This window comes from Amycolatopsis sp. NPDC045836, assembly GCF_056431745.1.
This window is the reverse complement of sequence record NZ_JBWKKF010000040.1, coordinates 12,780-33,133: the sequence shown is the minus strand read 5'-3', so window position 1 is coordinate 33,133 and position 20,354 is coordinate 12,780. Positions and strand designations below refer to the sequence as shown.

General features: G+C 73.1%; 12 protein-coding genes. 5 read left to right on the top strand and 7 right to left on the bottom strand.

The window, feature by feature from the left end:
- Positions 1 to 164: 164 nt before the first annotated feature.
- Positions 165 to 1,478, bottom strand: a complete 1,314-nt coding sequence (locus AC07EG_RS39130) for an IniB N-terminal domain-containing protein (protein ID WP_478258342.1) — start codon at positions 1,476 to 1,478, stop codon at positions 165 to 167.
- A 231-nt stretch (positions 1,479 to 1,709) separates the two neighbouring features.
- Here AC07EG_RS39130 and AC07EG_RS39125 point away from each other — a divergent pair, with 231 nt between their 5' ends.
- The gene (locus tag AC07EG_RS39125) at positions 1,710 to 3,029 is read left to right on the top strand and encodes an Hsp70 family protein (RefSeq protein ID WP_478258341.1); all 1,320 of its coding nucleotides are present in this window, start codon (positions 1,710 to 1,712) and stop codon (positions 3,027 to 3,029) included.
- A gap of 2 nt (positions 3,030 to 3,031) precedes the next feature.
- Positions 3,032 to 5,506, top strand: a complete 2,475-nt coding sequence (locus AC07EG_RS39120) for a LuxR C-terminal-related transcriptional regulator (RefSeq protein WP_478258343.1) — start codon at positions 3,032 to 3,034, stop codon at positions 5,504 to 5,506.
- 89 nt (positions 5,507 to 5,595) lie between these two features.
- On the opposite strand, the gene AC07EG_RS39115 is transcribed toward AC07EG_RS39120, so the two are convergent.
- The 6 genes from AC07EG_RS39115 to AC07EG_RS39090 all read right to left on the bottom strand — a co-directional run bounded on the left by AC07EG_RS39115 (position 5,596) and on the right by AC07EG_RS39090 (position 17,236).
- Positions 5,596 to 6,960 carry an aspartate aminotransferase family protein gene (locus AC07EG_RS39115; RefSeq protein ID WP_478258340.1) on the bottom strand — a complete coding sequence of 455 codons (1,365 nt, stop codon included), beginning with the start codon at positions 6,958 to 6,960 and terminating at the stop codon, positions 5,596 to 5,598.
- Positions 6,957 to 7,817 carry a diaminopimelate epimerase gene (gene dapF / locus AC07EG_RS39110; RefSeq protein WP_478258339.1) on the bottom strand — a complete coding sequence of 287 codons (861 nt, stop codon included), beginning with the start codon at positions 7,815 to 7,817 and terminating at the stop codon, positions 6,957 to 6,959. The genes AC07EG_RS39115 and dapF overlap by 4 nt, the downstream gene beginning before the upstream one ends.
- Before the next feature lie 21 nt (positions 7,818 to 7,838).
- Entirely contained in the window at positions 7,839 to 11,828 is a 3,990-nt protein-coding gene (locus AC07EG_RS39105; RefSeq protein ID WP_478258338.1) for a Pls/PosA family non-ribosomal peptide synthetase, read from the bottom strand.
- A 192-nt stretch (positions 11,829 to 12,020) separates the two neighbouring features.
- The gene (locus AC07EG_RS39100; RefSeq protein WP_478258337.1) at positions 12,021 to 13,400 is read right to left on the bottom strand and encodes an FAD-binding protein; all 1,380 of its coding nucleotides are present in this window, start codon (positions 13,398 to 13,400) and stop codon (positions 12,021 to 12,023) included.
- A gap of 163 nt (positions 13,401 to 13,563) precedes the next feature.
- Entirely contained in the window at positions 13,564 to 14,976 is a 1,413-nt protein-coding gene (locus AC07EG_RS39095) for a hypothetical protein (protein WP_478258336.1), read from the bottom strand.
- Positions 14,977 to 15,439: 463 nt separating this feature from the next.
- On the bottom strand, positions 15,440 to 17,236 hold the full coding sequence (locus tag AC07EG_RS39090; protein WP_478258335.1) for a fatty acid desaturase: 1,797 nt from the start codon (positions 17,234 to 17,236) through the stop codon (positions 15,440 to 15,442).
- 233 nt (positions 17,237 to 17,469) lie between these two features.
- Between AC07EG_RS39090 and tig the strand changes: the two genes are divergently transcribed.
- The 3 genes from tig (at position 17,470) to AC07EG_RS39075 (ending at position 20,239) form a co-directional block, all read left to right on the top strand.
- Positions 17,470 to 18,879: a trigger factor gene (tig, locus tag AC07EG_RS39085; RefSeq protein ID WP_478258334.1), complete on the top strand. Its 1,410-nt coding sequence runs from the start codon at positions 17,470 to 17,472 to the stop codon at positions 18,877 to 18,879.
- Between the two features lie 96 nt (positions 18,880 to 18,975).
- Positions 18,976 to 19,584, top strand: coding sequence for an ATP-dependent Clp protease proteolytic subunit (locus tag AC07EG_RS39080; protein WP_478258333.1), 609 nt, complete (start codon positions 18,976 to 18,978; stop codon positions 19,582 to 19,584).
- Positions 19,585 to 19,609: 25 nt separating this feature from the next.
- Entirely contained in the window at positions 19,610 to 20,239 is a 630-nt protein-coding gene (locus tag AC07EG_RS39075) for an ATP-dependent Clp protease proteolytic subunit (RefSeq protein ID WP_478258332.1), read from the top strand.
- Positions 20,240 to 20,354 lie beyond the last annotated feature (115 nt).

Sequence of the window (20,354 nt, the reverse complement as noted above, 5' to 3'; positions counted from 1 at the left end):
CCACCCACCCCCCCCCCCCCCCCCCCCCCACCCCCCCCCCCCCCCCCCCCCCCCCCCCCCCCCCTCCCCCCCCCCCCCCCCCCCCCCCCCCCCCCCCCCACGGGGAGGCGACCGCCGAGCGGTGTAGCTGGCGCGGGCTCGACAGGGGAGGTAGTCGCCGTTGGCTAGAGGTCGAGCAGACCGCCGGTGAGATCACCGAGGTCAGGCAGGTGGTGACCGGGGTTCAGCTGGCCGAGCGGGCTGTCGGAGGCACCGCCGCCGGTGCCGGGCAGCGGGTTGACCACCGGCAGCTCGGGCAGGTCCGGCAGGTCCACCGGCAACTCCGAGGGCAGGTCGGCGGGCACGTCCACCGGCAGGTCGCCCTTGGGCAGCTCGGCCGGGAGGTCGGCGGGTGCCTCGGGCAGTTCGGCGGGCAGCTCGGGCAGGTCCACCGGCAGGTTCTCCAGGTGGTCGGCGAGCTGGCCGGTGCCGGCGGCGATCTGACCGGAGATCGTCTCGGTGCCGACGTCGATCGCCTCCACCTGCTCGGCCGGGAGCGCGCCGGTGAGGTAACCGCCGAGGGAGTGGCCACCGGCGGCAGCGCCGCCCGCCAGCCATTCGCCCCCGGTGGAGACGTATCCGGCGAGCGTGCCGGAGGTGGCCGAGGCGGCTTCGTCACCGGCCCGCGGCAGCACCGAGGAGTCGAGCGAACCGGTGTCGCCGAGACCGGCGAGGTGGTTGCCGCCGAGGTCGGCGAGCGTGCCGCTGTCGAACGAGTACTCCTGACCGGCGATGTTCAGCGAACCGGCGACGTCCTGGCCGGAGGTGTACAGGTCGCCGCCGAAGCCGCCGAGCGGGCCGGCCGCGCCGAACGCGGTGTTCACGCTGTCGGCACCGCCCGCACCGGCGAACCCGGCGGAGAGCGGGTCGCTGGCGATGCCGCCGGACGCCGCGGCGCCGGTGGCCGAACCGGAGACCGAGCTGCCGAGGTCGGCGGCGTCGCTGGCGGCGGCGACGGCCCCGGCGGCACCGCCGGGGCCCGCCGAAGCGGCGGCCGAACCGCTGAGCTGCTCACCGGCGTAGGCGCCGGTGGCGGCGAGGCCCTCGGGGGTGACCTCGTGCGCACCGGCGATGGAGCCGAGGGGGGTGTCCTCGGCGAAGGACGAGGCGGTCAGGTCCTCGAGACGGGGCAGCTCGGGCAGCGCCCCGCCGTCGGCGACCTGGGTCAGGGCCTGCAACTGCTGGATGGCGCCCTCGGCACCGGCCGCGTCACCGAGGGGGGAAGCCAGGCCGGACTCCTCCAGCGAGCGCTCCGAGACACCGCCGGGCGCGTAGTCGAGGACCAGCGGGACGACCTCCTGGACGTCCTGGGCGGTGACGTCCTGCAGACCGGCGCCGGACAGCGCCGCGGCCGGGTCGGCGTCGAAGGCGGACCTGGCGGCCTCGTCGGTGAGCAGGCTCAGCACGAAGTCTTGGAGGGTTTGGCCGGAGGGGGACAACTCGTTACTCCTAGGGCGGGGGGTTGTGCGTGGTTCACGCTAGGTAAGGGGGGCCGGTTGCCGCATCGGGGATGGCACCGGTCGCGGTGCCCTAACCTGCACTTGGGACGGCCCCCCGGCGGTTAGGGGATTAGGGGCCGGTTCACCCTTCCGCATGGGGGACCCCGGCACAGGGTGTGTTCTTGGTAGGAAGGAACACCGTCCGCGTCAGCTCGTGAGGAACTCGCCCGCATGCCGTACGTCTTGGGGATCGACCTCGGGCACACCCGCACCACCGCCGCGGTCTGCCGCCGGGTCGGGGCCTCCTGGGGAGAGCCGCAGGTGGTCGCGCTCGACGGCGACGCCCGCTGGGTGGAGTCGGTGCTGCACGTGGCACCGGACGGGTCGGTGGCCTTCGGGCAGGAGGCGGCCCGGCGGGGGATCACCGAACCGCAGTGCACCGCCCGCGGCTTCCTCGGCCGCTCGGGCGACCCGGTGCCCCTGGTGCTCGGCCACCACCGCTACACCGCCGAGGTGCTGACCGCTTCGCTGGCCGGCTGGGTGGCCGACCAGGTGGCGGAGTCCTTCGGCGGCCCGGCGGACCGCATCGTGGTGGCGCACCCGGCCGGCTGGGGCCCGCACCGGCGGGCGGCGCTGCGGACCGGGCTGGAGGCGGCGGGGCTGCCCGGGGTGCTGCTGCTGCCGAAGCCGGTGGCGGCGGCGGAGAACCACGCGGCCGGTGCGGACGGTGAGGCGCTGGAACCCGGTTCGGTGCTGGCGGTCTGCCGGATCGGCGGTGAGCACGTCGAGGCGGCGCTGGTCCGCCGCACGCAGGTGGGTTTCGACCTGCTCGCGCACACCGAGAGCGGACCCGGCCGGGGTGCCGCCCGGATCGACGACCTGCTCGCCGAGCACGTGCTCGCGCGGTCCGGGGTCAAGCTGCCCGACCACGCCGACCCGGGCCTGCGGGGTCCGATGGCCGGGTTCCGGGTGGCCGGGGTGCTGGCCAAGGAACGGCTGTCGGTGGCGCCGTCGGCCTCGCTGACCGTGCCGCTGCCGGACCCGGGTGGCTCGGCCGGCTCGGCTGGTGAGGTGCACGTGACCAGGACGGAGCTGGAGGAGCTGGCCAGGCCGGTGCTCACGGCCGCGGTGGCGCAGCTGAGCAGGCTCGCCGGGCCGGTGCCGGACGGGGAACTGGCCGCCGCCCTGTTCGTCGGCGGAGGCGCGCGGATACCCTTGGTGACCTTCCTCGCCGAGTCCGCGCTGAGCTGCCCGGTGCTGCTCGACCCGGATCCCGCCGCGGCGGTGTGCCGGGGCGCGGCACTGGTGGCCCGGCCCCGGCTGGCCGGGGAGACCAGGAAACCGTCCCCGCGGCCACGGCAGGCGGGGCCGCCGGTGGAGGAGTCGACCGCGTTGATCCCGCGGACGCTGGAGCAGGCGGGCGCGGAGGACCTCGGTCCGCCGCCCCCGCGGCCGCCGGTGGAGGTGACCCCGCTGGAGGCGCCGAAACGCTTCACCAATCCGCTGCGCAGGCGATCCGCCCGAGAACCCGAGCGAGAGGACAGCCGTTGACCGTGCCGACCCGGGGCGCCGAGCCGGTGCTGGACGAACCGACCCGGCAGCTGTGCGCCGCGATCGCCCAGCGCCGGCTCACCCAGGTCCGCCTGGCCGTGGTCGCGGCCGGGGACTACGGCAAGACCACGCTGCTGGACCACCTGCGTGCGCTGTGCGCGGACGCCGGGCTGGAGGTGGCGCGCTTCGACCCGGCGCGTGCCGGTGAACCGGCCGACCTGGTGCTGGCCGACGACGCGCACACCTACGGCGAAGCGGAACTGGCGGTGCTCGCGCAGCTGACCGGCGACGAGCGGACCGGGCTGGTGGTCGCCGCCCGCCCGCGGCCGCGCCCGGCCGGGCTGAACGCGGTGCTCGGGCGGCTGCGCGGGCAGATCCTGCTGCGCCCGCTGGACCAGGCGCAGGTCGCCGCGCACCTGGCCGCGCACGGGGTGTCCACCGGGCTGGCCGAGTTCGTCCGCGCCCAGACCGGGGGCGTGCCGGGGCACGTGCACCGGGTGGTGACCGCGCTGGCCGCCGTGCCGCCGGCCGAGCGCGGGGAGCTGCCGCTGGCCGCGTTCGGCGGCATCCGGCAGGAACTGGAGAGCGCCGACCCCGGGGTGCTGCGGTTCCTGCTGGCGGTGGAGGCCGGGGCCGGACCGGACGTCGACCTGCTGGGCGGTCTGCTCGGGCGTGATCCCGAGGGCGTGAGCGCGGTGATCGACCTCGCGCGGGCGACCGGGTTGTTCGGCGCCGACGGCGGGCTGCTGCCGATCACGCTCGGTGCGTTGCGGGCGCTGGTGCCCGCCGAGCGGCACGCGGCGGTCCGGCAGCGGCTGGTCGAACTGCAACTGGACCGCGGCGCGCCGGTGCTGCGGCTGGTGCGGCCGTGGCTGGGCAAGCCGATCGCCGGGCCGAGCGTGGCCAGGGCCTTCGAGGCGGCTGCCGACGAGGCGCTGGGCACGGACCCGGCGCTGGCGGCGCGGCTGCTGGAGGCGGCGGTGGCGGCCGGGCGCCCGGCCGGGGAGCTGGGGGCGCGGCGGGCCGAGGCGGTGGCGCTGGCCGGTGACCTGGACGGCGCGCTGCGGCTGGCCGACGAGGTGATCGCCTCGGCGGAGGCGACCGGGCGGCCGGACGGGGCCAGGGTGGCGGCGACCGCGCTGACCCACCGCGGGCAGCTCGGGCGGAGCGCGGAACTGCTGCAGTGGTCGGGCACCCGCCGGTCGCGGGCGTTCGCCGCGATCAGCCTGATCGCCACCGGGCGTCGTGCCGAGGCCGAACGGGAACTGGAGAAGGCGGCCGAAGGCGGCGGTGACGAGCCGCCGACGCTGCTCTCGGGGGCGTTGTCCTCGGTGGCGCGCGGGGTGGTGGAGTCGGTCGGCGGCACGCCGACCACCGCACTGTCCACTCTGGTCAGCTCGGCGGAGATGCTGGAGCCGGTGGGCAGGGCGGTGCTGCTGCCGGACAGCCCGGCCGCGCTCGGTGCGCTGGTCGCGCTGCACAGCGGTGAACTGACCATCGCCGAACCGCTGCTGGAACGCGCCCTGGCCGCCCGCACCGGCGGGGTCACCCTGCAGGCGCGGCACCAGCTGCTGCTGGCCTGGATCGCCATGGTGCGCGGGGACGCGGCGCTGGCGGTGGAGCGGCTCAACGCGGCGGAGGAGGTGCGGCAGCCGCGGGACTGGCTGTTCGCGGTCGGCCTGGAGGTCGGCCTCGCGCGGCGGACCAGCGACCTGACCGCGTTGCGGCGGATCTGGGGCGTGGCCTGCGAAGCGGTGATCCGGCACCCGGTGGACCTGTTCTCCTTCCTGCCGTTCGGCGAGTTCGCCATGGCCGCGGCCCGGCTGGGTGAGCGCGACCGGCTGGCCCCGCACCTGGCGCAGGCGCACGCCGTCCTCAACGGACTCGGGGATCCGCCGCTGTGGGCGGCTTCGCTGCACTGGAGCGAACTCCACGCCGCGATCATCGCGGAACGGGCGGCGGAGGCGAAGGAACACGCGGCGGCGCTGGCCGCGTGCGCCGGCCACGGCGCGTACTTCGCGGCCGTGTCGGACGCGGCGGCGTGCTGGCTGAAGGTGCTGTCCGGGGACATCGACGCCGAGGAGGTGGAGGCCGCCGCGCAGGCGTTGCGGGCCTGCGGCCTCTGGTGGGACGGGGCCCGACTGGCCGGGCAGGCGGCGATCCGCACCACGGACCGGAAGGCGATGGTGTCGCTGCTGGACTGCGCGCGGATGCTGCAGGGCGGGGCGTCCGTCCCGGCCGCCGCCGCCGAGTCCGCCGCGGCGGAGGACACCCCGGGCTCGGCGCGGTTGAGCGATCGCGAACTGCAGGTCGCCGAACTGGTGCTCGGCGGCATGACCTACAAGCAGGTCGGTGCCCGGCTGTTCATCTCGGCGAAAACGGTCGAACACCACATGGCCCGCATGCGGCAGCGACTGGGTGCGGGGAGCCGGGCGGAACTGCTGGCCCACCTGCGCGAGATGCTCGGCGACCGCTGACTCGCCGAGCCGAGCCGAAGCGGGGGCCGCTGGGCGGTGCCCGCCCAGGGTGACCGGTCCGTCCACAGCGGACAGACCGGCCGGGCCGCTCAGGGGCAGCAGTCGATGATCGCGTCGATGAGGATGTCGCAGGCCAGGTCGATCTGGGCGGCGGTGACGGTGAGCGGGGGCATCAGCCGGAGCACGCTGTCGTCGCGGCCGCCGAGTTCGACGATCAGGCCCCGGCGCAGGGCGTGCGCCTGCACCGAGGTGACCAGCGCCGACGCGGTCTGGCCCAGCCGGGGGTTGGCCAGCTCGATGCCGCGCATCAGGCCGAGGCCGCGGATCTCGCGCACCCACGGGTGTTCCCGCAGCGGCGCCAGCCGGGCGGCGAGCTGCTCACCGCGGGCCTGCACGTTGCCCAGCACGTTGTCCCGGTTCACCACGCGCACGGTCTCCACCCCGGCGGCGAAGGCCAGCTGGTTGCCGCGGAAGGTGCCGGTGTGCGCGCCGGGGGCCCAGCTGTCCAGCCGCCGGTCGTAGAGCACCAGCGAGACCGGGATGCCGATCCCGCTCAGCGCCTTCGACGCCACCACCACGTCCGGCTCGATGCCGAAGCGCTCGAAGGCGAACCAGGTGCCGGTGCGGCCGCAGCCGGTCTGCACCTCGTCGACCACCAGCGGGATGTCCAGCGACCGGGTCAGCTCGCGCACGCGCCGCACGAACTCCGGCCGCGCCGGGACCACCCCGCCCTCGCCCTGCACCAGTTCGAGCACCACCGCGGCCGGGCGCGGGATGCCGCCGTTGGGGTCGTGCAACGCCTGCTCCAGGTAACCGGCGCAGTTGGTCTCGCAGCTGTCGGCGGACAGGCCGAGCGGGCAGCGGGTGCAGTAGGAGTACGGGAAGAAGTGCACGCCGGGCATGCCGTTCGGCACCGGCTGCTTCTGCGTGACCAGCCCGGTCAGCGCCATCGCGGCGTGGCTGGAGCCGTGGAACCCGCCCTGGAAGGAGATGATCTCACCGCGGCCGGTGGCGGTCTTGCACAGCTTGATCGCCGCGTCCACCGCGTTCGCCCCGGTCGGCCCGCACACCTGGACCTTCATCCGCGAGCGCAGCCGCGGGGGCAGCATGGACAGCTGGGCGGCGATGAACTCGTCCCTGGCCGGGGTGGGGAAGTCCAGCGCGTGGGTGAGCTTGCCCGCCTGCTCGAACACCGCGCGCATCACCTCGGGATGGTTGTGCCCCAGCGAGAGCACGCCCGCACCGGCGAGGAAGTCGAGGAAGACGTTGCCGTCGGCGTCGCGGAGGTAGCTGCCTTCGGCCTCGGTGATGGCGATCGGGAAGTGCCTGCCGTAGACGCGGGCGTTGGACTCCCAGCGCTGCTGCCTGGCCAGGAACTCCGCCGACCGCGGACCGGGCAGGTCACCGTGGACGCGCGGCGCCGTCGTGGCGGACAGCCGCTCGGAAACGGTCATGGCGCGCTCCTCGGCGGTGTCCGGAACAGGTACCCGGTCACCCCGCTGATCAGCAGGCCGTGCTCACCGGAGTCGACGACCATCTCGCCGCCCTTGGTCCGGATGCCCAGCGGGAAGCCGAACCCCCAGACCCGGCTCGCCACGTACGCCGACGCGGCGACCCCCGTGCCGCAGGCCAGCGTCTCGTCCTCGACCCCGACCTCGTACGTGCGGATGGCCACGCCACCGGGTTCGCGGCTCATGAAGTCCACGTGCAGGCCCTCGGGGTGCTCCAGCCGGTGGCACAGGTCCTCGTCGTGGCTCAGTCCGGCGCCACGCGTGCGCACGTCCACCGCGTCCAGGTCGCCGACGAGCACGATCAGGTGCGGCAGGCCGGTGTAGGCGAAGTACGTCTCCGGGCCGACCCGCCGGAACTCGCGGCCGGGCCCGAGCGCGACCTGGATGCGGCCGTCCATCGCGGACACGCGCTTGTGGCCGTCGTCGGTGCGCACCGAGGCGGTGCCGTGGATCAGGCCGCGGTCGGCGCAGTACCGGGTGACGCAGCGCAACGCGTTGCCGCACATCGCCGAATGCGTGCCGTCCCGTTCGAAGTAGGTCATCGACAACCCGCCCGAGGTGCGGAGGAAGGCGACGCCGTCCACCCTCGGTTCCCCGAAGGACTGGCACAGCGTGCGGGCGAAGTCGCCGTCGACGACCGCGGCGGGCAGGTCGCCGGCGTCGGCGTCGACCACCGCGATCACGTTGCCGTTGCCGTGCATGACGGACAGCTCCAGGCCGCCCAGCCGGACACCGCGGACCACCTCGTGGTGCAGCGCGCGGTAGTCCGCGGCGAAGGTCGGTTCGTGCAGTCGGGTCACCAGCGTTCCTTTCGGTCGGTGTCACAGCGGACGGGCCGGGATGCCGCGCCAGCCGCTGCCCGGTGGCAGCTCTTCGCCCTTCATCACCAGGGAGAAGGCGTCGACGTAGGCGCCGGTGCGCACGACGGCGTCGTAGAGCACCACCGCGTGGGTGCCGATGGTCGCGCCCGGTTCGACCCGGACCCGCGACATCTTCATCACCCGGTCCTCGAACAGGTGGGTCTGCAGGTCGCAGTGCTCGCCGATCATCGCGTCGTCGCCGATCTCCACCAGGTCGAACTCGGTCATCGCGGCGTCGTTGAACCAGACCCGCCTGCCGATCCGGGCGCCGAAGCACCGCATCACCGGCGCGGCCCACGGCGTGCCGAGGAACTGCGCGATCAGCGTGCGCTGCGCCACGGTCTGGTAGAGCCCGGTGATCAGCTCGGTGCCCCGGACCCACAGCCCCCAGTACGGTTCGGTGCGCGGCCGGTACCGGCCCATCACCAGCCACTTCAGCGCGATCACCGGCGCGGTGCCGAACAGCCCGGTGGCCCACCACAGCAGCGGCATCAGCAGCAGCACCCCGGCGCCGAGCACCGCACCGGCCTGGCTCATCAGCCAGAACCCCAGCACGGCCGAGAGCAGCAGGATCACCTCGGGCAGCGCCACCCTGGCCAGTTCGATCACCAGCCGCCCGGCGATCAGCCCGGGCGTGGGCTGGTCCAGGTACTTGGCCGGGAACCGGTGGCTGGGCTGGCGGCGCACCAGCAGGAACGGCGGTGAGCCCAGCCAGGTGGTCTCCGGCCCGGCCGGTCGTTCCGGCGGCACGGACAGCACCCCGAGCAGGCTCTGCTCGGCGAGCTTGCAGCCACCGGGCAGCAGGGCCTGGTTGCCGGCGAAGGCGCGGCGGTCCAGTTCCGCGGTGGCCAGGCAGATCCGGCCGGCGTGGTGCACCGCGGGCGAGAGCACCACGCCGCCGGCCAGGAAGCTGCGTTCGCCGACCCGGCACAGGTCCGGATCGGCGAACGCGGGAGCGGCCACTTCAGACCAGCGGCCGAGGCGCATGCCGAGCCCGCGGAGGAACGGGATCACGTAGAGCGTGCAGTAGATCGTGCTGAGCACCCCGAGGCTGAACTGCACGAGGTGCCCGGTGAACCACAGCCGGACGCCGAACCCGCTGCGCCAGGCGTAGATCCCCGGCCGGGCCGAGTTCAGCACCAGCCGCTTGCCCGCGATCAGCAGCAGGCAGCTGAACAGCACCTGCAGCGGCCCGCCCGCCACGGTGGCGGCCGCCGCCCAGCCGAGGCCGCCGGTACCCGCCGCGTGGAGCACCAGCACCGCCGCGGGCAGCACCACCAGCAACGGCAGCAACCGCAGGACCAGCGCCCCGGCGAGGTAACCGAGGACCACCCCGGGGCGCCAGCGGCGGTCCGGCGGATTCGCGGCCAGGTCCCGCAGCAGCGCCGGGAACGCGGGCTGCCGGCGGCTCGGGGAACCGGCCCAGTACTCGCCGGCGGCGACGCGCTGGCCGGCGTGCAGCAGCGACTGCGGGCCGAGCGCGGCCCCGTCGCCGAGGGCGGCACCGGCGAGCACCAGGCTGTTCGAGCCGACGAAGCAGCCGTCGCCGATGCGGATCGGCGCGATCCGCAGCCAGCCGTCGCGGACCAGGTAAGGCTGCACCCTGGCGAGCACCCCGAGGCTGACCCCGTCGCCGAGTTCGACGAACTTCGGCAGCCCGACGAACTGCGTGGCGAGGTGGCAGTCCGAGCCGACCTTCGCGCCGAGCAACCGCAGGTACCGCGGCAGCAGCGGGGTGCTGGTCAGCAGGGCCACCGGGGCGAGCGCGACCAGCCGGCCGTAGCACCAGTGCCGCAGGTAGGTGCGGCCCCACAGCGGGTACCAGCCGGGCCGCACCTTACGCAGCAGCAGGCGGCTGCCCAGCACGGGCAGCAGGAACAACGTCAGGGAAAACCACAGCAGGCACAGCACCGCCAGCGGCAGCAGGCCCAGCTCGGCCAGCACCACCACCGGCCCGTGCACCGGCAGGTCGACCGGCCAGATCCGCAGCTGCAGCTGGATGGCGTAGCCGAGTACCAGCGCGGGCACGCTCAGCACCAGCAGCCAGCCGTAGAGCAGGCCCAGCTGCGCGAGTCCGCAGGCGACGAAGCGGGCGGTGGAGTGCCGCAGCGGTGCGGGTGCCTCCGCGTCCGGTTCGGCCGAGTCCCCGAGCGCGGTCTCGGCGTACTCGGCCAGCGCGCGCACGGTCGGGTGCTCGTAGAGGTCACCCACGGCCAGCGTGCGCAGCCGGGGGCGCTGCCGCAGCCGGGACACCACCTGGGCAGCGGTGAGCGAGTGCCCGCCGAGGTCGCAGAAGAAGTCCGCGCCCGCCGAAACCCCCGGCACCCCGAGGACTTCGGCGAAGATCGCGGCGAGCTCGGACTCCAGTTCCGTGGCCGGGGCCAAGCGCGGCCCGGAACCGGAGCCCAGCGGCGGGGAGACCGGCGGTGGCAGTGCCGCGCGGTCGACCTTGTCCGCTGCCAGCAGGGGAAACCGATCGAGGACTTCGAGGTGGGCGGGCACCATGTACGCGGCGAGCTTGCGCCGGAGGTGGGTGTGCACGCGCTCCCGCAACCCGTCGTGGTCGTCGTCGTGGTGCAGCGTCACGTAGGCCGCGAGGTCGCGCACGACCCCGTTGGCGGACAACGGAACCACCACGGCGTTCTCGACGGCCTCGTCCTCGCGGATCAGCTGCTCGATCTCACCGAGCTCGATCCGGTACCCGCGGATCTTGACCTGGGTGTCCAACCGGCCGAGGTACTCGTACTCGCCGGTGGGGGTGCGCCTGCCGAGGTCCCCGGTCCGGTAGACCCGTGGTGCTCCGGCGCGGCCGGTCACCACCGGATCGGGCACGAAGCGTTCGGCGGTCAGCTCGGGCCGGTTCAGGTAGCCGATGGCCACCCCGGGGCCGCCGATGCAGATCTCGCCCTCGGCGCCGTCGGGTACCTCGCGCAGGTTCTCGTCGAGCAGGTAGAAGCGGTAGCTCGGAAAGGGGCGGCCGAGCGTCACCGGCCGATCGGGGTGCAGTTCGCGGCAGCTGGCCGAGACGGTGGCCTCGGTCGGCCCGTAGCAGTTGAGGATCCGCCTGCCCGGCGCCGCCCACCGGCGGACCAGGTCCTGGGGCATCGCCTCGCCGCTGACCAGCAGGCAGCGCACCGACGGCGGGGTGGTCTCCATCGTGGTCAGCAGCGTCGGCACCGCGCAGAACACGGTGATCCGGTGGTCGGCGAGGAATCCGGCCAGGCCCTCGCCGAAGCGGCTGGCGTCCACCGGCCCGGCGACCAGCGTCGCGTCGGCCACCCAGGCGGGCCACATCTCCTCCAGGTGGAAGTCGAAGCTGATCGACATGCCCTGGTACACCCGGTCCTCGGCGGTCACGCCGTAGACCGGGGTGGCGACCAGGAGGAAGTTCACGATGCTCGCGTGGGAGATCACCACGCCCTTGGGCCGCCCGGTGGAGCCGGAGGTGTAGATGACGTAGGCCGCGCTGCCCGGTTCGATCGCGGTTTCCGGGCGGTCACCGGAAAGCGCGGCCAGTTCCCCGGCGAGCGTGCCGAGGTCGAACACCGGCGGGCCGAGCGCCGCGGCCCGTTCCCGCAGCGACGGGCTGGTCACCACCCCGCGCAGCCCGGCGTCCCCGGCGAGGAATTCCAGGCGCTCGCCGGGAAAGGCCGGGTCGAGCGGCACGTAGGCGGCACCGGACTTGAGCACGCCCAGCAGGGCGGTGTAGATCTCGGGGGAGCGGCCGAGCAGGATGCCGACCCGGTCGCCGGGGCCGGTGCCGCGCTCGCGCAGCAGCTCGGCCAGCCGGTTCGCCCGCCGGTCCAGCTCCCGGTAGGTGAGCCGTTCCGGCCCGCACTCCACGGCGATCCGGTCCGGGTACCGGTCGCAGGTCCGTTCGAAGAACTGCGCCAGTGAGTGGATGTCCCGCGGCGGCGCGACGGGTGCTCCGGCGGAGTCCGCACGGGTCATCTTTTGTCCTGACTCGTCATTGTTTTTGGCGCGCGACAATAACGGGAATCGGCCGCCGGTCGAGTTCGGCGGTGTTTGCAGAAGCCGGTCGAAACGCTGTTTCGGGGCAACAGCCTAACCAGGCTCCACGCGGGAGTTCATGCTCTTTCCGAGTGATACTCGTGAGTTTCCGGCTAACCCGGGTGCACTGTCCTAATGCATTTCCGGGTGGCCGGACCACCGCGTGCGCAGCCCCTGCCCGGCGCCGAAAAGACCGTGCGGGTCGTGGGTGCGCCGGGCCGCGGTCAGCGCTTCCCACGCCGGTCCGAACTGCGCCGACCAGTCCGCCGGCGTCATCGGCAGCGCGTTCGACGGGTACACCGTGCCGCCCAGCGCCTTCGCCTGCCGGTACAGCCCCGCGTTGAGCCGCAGCAGCCGGGCGTTCTCCACCGGGTCCGCCGGTTTTCCGGTGCGCAGCAGGGAAAACAGCCACACCAGCTCCCCGGCGGGCACTCGCAGCAACGGGGTGCGCACGGCGCTCGCCCGCACGGGGTAGAGCATCACCAATCCGCTGTCACCGAGGTCCGCCCGCCGGGTGTTCGCCAGGGTCCGGGCGACCAGCGGACCGGCCACCTCGTCGGGCAGGAAAACGTTCAGCCAGGGGTGCGGGTGGAACCAGCTGCCCTCCGCGCGCAACGCGGCTTCGCCTTCTTCCATTCGGTTCAGGAAGTCGAAATAGGTGGTGTCCTCGACCTCCATCCGGTCGAATCGCAGATCCGCCAACGAGGCGGACGAATAGGTGACCGCTTCGAGCAGCTGCGTCCATTCGCCGTCTTCACCGAGCAGCGACTGGCCCTCCACGTAGTCGAATCGGCCGTCACGCACGACGGTGCGCTGGTCGGTGAGGAAGGCGTCGAGCGAACGGTAGTACAGCTTCCAGCGGCGCGCGGTCGCCGGCGCGGGCACCAGCCGCAGTTTCACCCTGGTGAGCACCCCGCACAGGCCGAGCCCGCCGCGGACGGCGTCGAACAGGGCCGAACCCGGCCCGCAGGTGACGACTTCGCCGGTGCCGGTCACCAGTTCCAGCTCGGTGACGTTGTCGGTCTGCGTGCCGTGGTGGTGCGCGGCGCCGCCGATGCCGCCGACCACCAGCGTGCCGCCGACGGTCAGCTCCAGGTAGTCGGTGAGCACCGGCGGGGTCAGCCCGTGCGGCAGGGTCAGGTCGAGCACCTCGTGCCAGGTGGCCCCGGCGTCCACCACCGCCTCGGTGCCGTGCACCTCGCGCACGGGCGGCAGGCCGCGCACGTCCAGCACCAGCCCGCCTTCGGCCTGCTCCTGCCCGAACGGCGAATGCCCGGCACCGCGGGCGGAAACCGGCAGGCCGTGCTCGGCGGCGAAGGTGATCGCCGCGGTGAGGTCGGCGAGCGAAGCCGGGCGGACCACGGCCGCCGGGCGGCAGTGCACGAGGTGCCCGAAGTCCTGCGCGGCCACGGCGAGCGCACCCCCACCCCGCAGGACCTCGCCGTCCGGGACGGACAGCCGGGCGACGTCCGGCCCCGAACCGCGGTCATCACCTGGCTGCCCTGGCTCCATACCGGGAAGGCTACTCGCCCGCCCCCGCTTCGATGGCCGTCAGCGTTTCCCGTGCCTGCTGCCGGATCCCCTCCAGCACCAACGGGTCGAGCTCCTTGCCCTCGAAGGTCCTGACCAGCTGCCGCAGCACGTCGCGGGCCTGGTCGAGGTGGCCGGCCTTGGCCTACGCCCGCGCCTGCGTCCGCATGGCCGGGTTCAGGGTGAGGTTGTCGACGCCGTCCTCGTCCGCGAACGAGGCTTCGGCCACCTGCCCGAGCAACGCCGCCGCCGCGGTGCCGTCGGCCTCGCGGACGCGCAGCGCCTTGTCCGCGGTCAGCTCCTTGAAGTCGCGCTGCTCGTTGACGCCCTTGACCAGCCGCCCGTACACCGCCAGCGGGTGGTCGCCGAAGCGGTCGAGCACCCGCAGCACCGGCGACAGCACCCGCGAGCCGTCACCGGCGACGTAGACCGCACGCAGCCGGTAGGTGCCGGGGCCTCGAAGAGGAATCCGTCGGCGCCGTAGCCGAGGTACGCGCTTTCGTGCAGCGCGGGCGTGCCGACGCCCACCCGCACCGACCGGTCCTCGTCGACGCAGTGCCGCAGCATCGGGCGGTACCGCACGGTCCGGCCCGACGGCTGCGGCACGGCGATCGACACCAGGTCGTCGTGCGGGTGCAGGTAACCGTGGGTCTCCCGGCCACGCAGCCCGGTGCCGGACAGCTTCAGCTCGACCACCACCGGCTCCCCGTGGGCGAACCCGGGTTTCGGCGAGCGCAGCTCCAGCGCCGGCCCGGAGTTGTCGAACACCGGCTGGTCGGACAGGTCCGGGTCGACGTCGGCGGCACCGGTGCCGAAGGCGTTGGCGCCCATCACCACGTCGCGGTAGAACGCCACCGGGACCACCCGGCGACTGCTGGTACTTCCAGTCGCAGTTCATCCAGGACAGGTCGCCGAGGCCGCCGTTCGGGCCGAGCGGGGCGGGCGGGTTCGCCAGGTTCTTCTGCCACGGGTGCAGCCACACCTGCCAGCGCGGGGCGTCGGCGAACCGGCTGAAGTGGTTGGTCATCGCGGCGTGCAGTTCGGCGTCGCGCCACTTGGTGTTCGCGCCGGCCCCGCCGACCGGCACCACGTTCGTGCCGCCGGTGGTCAGCAGTTCGACCCCGGCTTCGGCGAACGCGCCGGGCACGGTGAGCACCCGCGCCGGGCTGCTCGGCGGCTGCGGCAGCGAGCCGGTGTCGCAGGAGACGAACGGGACCGTGCCCGCCACCGAATCCTGTTCGTAGGAAATGGTGCGGAAGAAACCCGAATCGAACGGGCAGAGGTAGGTCGCGCCCGCGCCGCCGGAAACGGTCAGGAATTCCAGCGTGCCCGGTTTCGGGTGCTCGAACAACGAGGCGCGCGGAATGGTGAGCCGGAGCTTCGGCGCACCGGCCGTCCAGGTGGACGTGCCGGTGCCTTCGACGCGGATCTGGGCCGCGGTGGTGGTCACGGTCGGGGAGTGCACGGCGAACGAGCCGAAATAGGCGGTGGCCGAACCGGAAGCGGTGAAGAAGTCGCCGCTGGCCCGCCGGGTGGTGCGGTGGCCGTCCACGTCCACCCGCAGGGTCAGCAGCCAGCTCCCCCGACGCGCTGCGGTAGCGCCCGCGCACCAGGCGCTCGGGCACCGGAACCGGTGGCGCGGGGCGGATCGGCGGCGGGGCGGTGGTGCCCGCCTCGGCCGCCGCCGGGGCGCCCGTCCCGGTGTCCCCGTTCCGGCCGTGGCCGTTGGTGGCCACCACCTCCGGAACGCCCGGGGTGTTCTCGGCGAGCCGGACGGCGGTGTCCGCGCCGCCGGCGCCCACCGCCGGATCGGGGGTTTCCAGCATGGCGCACCCCTTTCCAGGCGGGATGGGCCGTGAGGTTACGCCGCTGGACCGGGGTGGCGGCGGAATTGCCGGCAACTTACCCGGATGGCTCAGTTGACCAGTTGTTCTTCCTGCGCCGACGGCGATATTGGTCAATCACCGTGCGCCACGCCGGAATGGTGCTGAATCACCTGTTCCCGTTCGGCGGAAAAGCGATCAGGACAGCCGGATCGGCGGGTCGGCCCGGCGGGTCCGCAGTTCGGGCAGCGGCTCCGGCGCGGTGTCCACGTCGAACGCTTCGTGGTGCACGCATTCGGCGGGCACGTCGTGCTCGGCGAGCACGCGCAGGGTGTGCTCGGCCAGCGTCCGCGGCGCGCAGACGAACCACTCGTCCACCTTCGCCGGGTGCAGCCGCCCGTCCAGCAGCGCGGAGAGCCTGGCGGTGTCCAGCCTGCCCCGCACGAACTGCTCGTGGGTCACCGCGAGCACCTCGCTGATCGCGTCCACCGGCTGGAAGTCGCGGCCCCGGCGCAGTTCGGGGTCCTGCTCGTCGGTGCGGTAGTGCACCACCCGGAGCCTGCCGTCGAACCGCTTCGCCAACGCCGAAACCTCGTCGGCGAGCATGGTGGTCGAGCCGCTGCGGTTGACGTAGAGCAGCGTGGCCCGGCTGTGCGGCTCGGTCTCCAGCGCGGTGGCGAACATGGTCAGGATCGGCGGCAGCCCGCTGCCCGCGGCCAGGCCGACGTAGTGCCGCGACCGCCGCGGATCGGGTTCGAGGGTGAATTCACCCGACGGCGGCAGCACGTCCAGCCGGTCGCCGGGGCGCAGGGCGTGCGTCACCACGGTGGAGAACGGCCCGCGCTCGACCCGCTTCACCGCGATCCGGAGCTCACCGCGCGGCGCCGGGCACAACGCGTAGCTGCGGCGCAGCGGCACCCCGTCGACCAGCGCCCGCACGGTCACGTGCTGGCCCGCCACGAACTCGAAGGTGTCCACCAGGTCCTCCGGCACGGCGAAGCGGACCGCCGCGGCGTCGTCGCCGACCCGCTCCACTCCGATGACCTCGAGCGAGTGGAAGACGCGCAGCCGCCGGGGCGGGGGTTCCACCGGTGGCTCGGCCGCCGGCCGGGGCGGGAACCAGCGCGACTCGCGGTATTCGGCGGCGCTCAGCTCGCGCCCGCCCAGGCTGCGCACCGGCGCCCCGAGGTCGAGGTAGGCGTCGAGGTTGCGCCGCCACACCCGGCGGTAGCGGTAGAACGGGATCGCCGGGTGCAGGTGGTGCACCAGGTGGTAGTTCTGCCCGAGGGTGAGCACCCCGGCCAGCCGCTCGAACCCCACGTGCACCCAGGCCACGCGCAGCCGGTCGGGGCCGGGGCAGGCGGGCAGCTTGCGGTGCGGGAACCAGTCGAACAGCACGACCACCAGCGCCAGCCCGATCCGCTGCGGCACCAGGTAGGCCAGCAGCAGCTCGACGCTGTACCCGCCGGCGACCAGCGCGAACATCGAGCCGAAGGCGAGCGTGGCCACCGCGGTGGTCTCGTGCACCTCGCGCGCCGGGCGGTGGTGCAGGCGGCCGAGGTAGTGGCGCATGAACCAGAAGTCGACGGTCAGCCAGCGCAGCGGCAGCTGCCAGCCGGGCGCGCGGGCGGTCCAGCCCGCCACGTCGGCGTGCCCGCCGGGGTTCCGGTGGTGCTCCAGGTGCAGGTGGCGGACCGGCGGGAAGGCGCCGTAGGCGGCGACGAAGAGCATGCCCAGCCGTCCCAGCAGGGCGTTGACCGTGGTCAGCCGTCCGGCCGCGTGGTGCATCGCCTCGTGCGCCACGGCGAACAGGGCCACCGTGGCCACCGCCTGCAGCGCGATCGAGGCCCACAGCGGCGCCCGCCCGGTCAGCGCCAGCCACGCGCCCAGTGCCCAGGCCGCCCCGCCACCGGCGAACAGCGCGGCCGTCGGCAGCGCCACCGGCGGCAGGCTCACGCCCGGAGCGGGCAGCTCACGCGCGCCCGTACCGTCCACTTCCACCCCCTGACCACCCGCACCACTGCACAACAGCGTTATGACACCGCTAACTGTGACCCGAATGGGTGATGTCGGACAAGGGTGAGTTGGCCGGTAGGCCCCGCCCGGCCACAGCGGCGGCCGGGTGCTGGCCTAGACTCGGACGTCCCGGTCCACCTGTGACCTGGGGGCATCCGTCCAGGATCGTTCGCTACACCGTCCCAACACCGTCACGGCTCGAGGAGAAGAAGTTGAAGAGCACCGTCGAGCAGCTCAGCCCGACGCGAGTCAAGATCAATGTCGAGGTGCCGTTCGACGAACTCAAACCGAACTTCGACCGCGCCTACAAGAAGATCGCGCAGCAGGTTCGGATCCCCGGCTTCCGGCCGGGCAAGGTGCCCGCCCGCGTGCTGGAGAGCCGGATCGGCCGCGCGCCGGTGCTCGACGAGGTCGTCAACGAGGTCATCCCGGCCAAGTACCTGGAGGCCGTGCAGGCCGGTGAGGTGCGCACGCTGGGCCGTCCCGACTTCGAGGTGACCAAGCTCGAGGACCGCGACGTGCTGGAGTTCACCGCCGAGGTCGACGTCCGCCCCGAGATCGAGCTGCCGGACTACGCCGGCATCGAGGTCAGCGTGGACGACGTCGAGCTGGACGACGCCGAGGTCGACGCCGAGCTGGACCAGCTGCGCGCCCGCTTCGGCACGCTGACCGGCGTCGAGCGCCCCGCGGAGAACGGCGACTTCGTCTCGATCGACCTGTCCGCCACGGTCGACGGTGAAGAGGTGCCGGACGCCACCACCTCGGGCCTGTCCTACGAGATCGGCTCCGGCCAGCTGGTCGACGGCATCGACGAGGCGATCATCGGCGCGAGCGCCGGCGAGACCAAGACCTTCACCACCCAGCTGGTGGCCGGTGAGCACGCGGGCAAGGACGCCGAGGTCAGCGTCACCGTGCAGACGGTCAAGCACCGCGAGCTGCCCGAGGCCGACGACGAGTTCGCCCAGCTGGCCAGCGAGTTCGACACGCTCGACGAGCTGAAGGCCGACCTGCGCGAGCGGCTGTCGCGGATGAAGCGCATGCAGCAGGGCGTGCAGGCCCGCGACAAGGTGCTCGAGGCGCTGCTGGAGCGCACCGAGGTGCCGGTGCCGGAGAAGGTGCTCGAGGGCGAGCTGGAGAGCCGCAAGCACGACGCCATCCACCCGTTCGACCACGACGAGGCCGCCTGGGCGAAGTCGCTGGAAGCGCAGGGCACCACGGTCGAGCAGTTCGAGACCGAGGCCCGCGAGGAGTCGGAGAAGGCGGTCCGCACGCAGCTGCTGCTGGACACCATCGCCGAGAAGGAAGGCGTCGACGTCAACGACGGCGAGCTGACCGAGCGGATCATCTACCAGGCCCAGCGCTTCGGCATCAGCCCGGACGAGTACGTGCAGCGGGCCCAGCAGTCCGGCCAGCTCGGCGCGATCTACGCCGACGTGCGCCGGGGCAAGGCGCTGGCCACCGTGGTCCGCAGCGCCACGGTCACCGGTGCGGACGGGGCCGAGCTGGACTTGAGTGATCTGTTCGGTGGCGGGGACGACACTGTCGAGGCTGACGAGGGCGCGGCTGCCGAGGGCTCCGAGGTGACCGAGGCTCCGGCGGGGGAAACCGCAAGCCAGAAGTAATGCTCTGAGCGAACTTGGGCGGTGTCGGGCATTCCGGCCCGCCCGAGTTCGTTAGGGTCGATTACAAGATCTGAACCGGCGAAAAGGCAGGCACACGTGACGCACCACTTGCCCGAGGGGCGGACCAGCACCGCGGGACTCAACCTGACCGACTCGGTGTTCGAGCGTTTGCTCGCCGAGCGCATCGTCGTGCTCGGCTCCGAGGTCAACGACGAGGTCGCGAACCGGATCACCGCGCAGCTGCTGCTGCTGTCGGCGGAGGACGCCGAGTCCGACATCCGGTTCTACATCAACTCGCCCGGCGGCTCGGTGACCGCGGGCTTCGCCATCTACGACACCATGCAGCTGATCAAGCCGGACGTGCAGACCTACGCGATGGGCCTGGCCGCCTCGATGGGGCAGTTCCTGCTCTCCTCCGGCACCCCGGGCAAGCGCTACGCGCTGCAGCACGCCCGCATCCTGATGCACCAGCCCTCCGCCGGCGTCGGCGGCACCGCCTCCGACATCGCCATCCAGGCCGAGGTCTTCGGCAAGTGGAAGCAGGAGCTGGCCAGGATCACCGCGGAGCAGACCGGGCAGACCTTCGAGCAGATCACCAAGGACGCCGATCGCGACCGCTGGTTCACCGCCGAGGAGGCCCGCGAGTACGGCTTCGTCGACCAGGTGCTGACCAGGGAAAACCCGCTGCCGGACGCGAGCAGCTGACCGGGAAGGTAGAGGAGACTTTCAAATGAGCAACTTGCACCTTCCCCAGTCCCGGTACGTGCTGCCCTCCTACGTGGAGCGGACCAGCTACGGGATCAAGGAGTCGAACCCGTACAACAAGCTGTACGAAGAGCGGCAGATCATGCTCGGCGTGCAGGTGGACGACGCGTCGGCCAACGACGTGATGGTCCAGCTGCTGCACCTCGAGCACGAGGACCCCGACCGCGACATCACCATCTACATCAACTCGCCCGGTGGCTCGTTCACCGCGCTGATGGCGATCTACGACACCATGCAGTACGTCCGGCCGGACATCGTCACCATGTGCATCGGCCAGGCCGCCTCGGCCGCCGCGGTGCTGCTGGCCGCCGGCACCCCCGGCAAGCGGTTCTCGCTGCCGAACTCGCGCGTGCTGATCCACCAGCCCGCCACCGAGGGCACCTACGGCCAGGTCTCGGACCTGGAGATCCAGGCCGCGGAGATCCAGCGCGTGCGCCGGCTGATGGAGACCACGCTGGCCAAGCACACGAACAAGTCGTTCGAAGAGGTCCGCGCCGACGTCGAGCGCGACAAGATCCTCACCGCCGAGCAGGCCAAGGAGTACGGCATCATCGACGAGGTGCTGCCCTACCGCAAGGCTTCGGCGGAGAACTGAACCAGGCGGCCGGAGCGCCGGTGCGACGCGGGCGCGTGATCGTACCGGTGTTCCGGCCGGTGGCCTCTTCCGGCGCGCCCAGTACCGTTCAGGTCCTCCCGTAGGACGCGCCGGG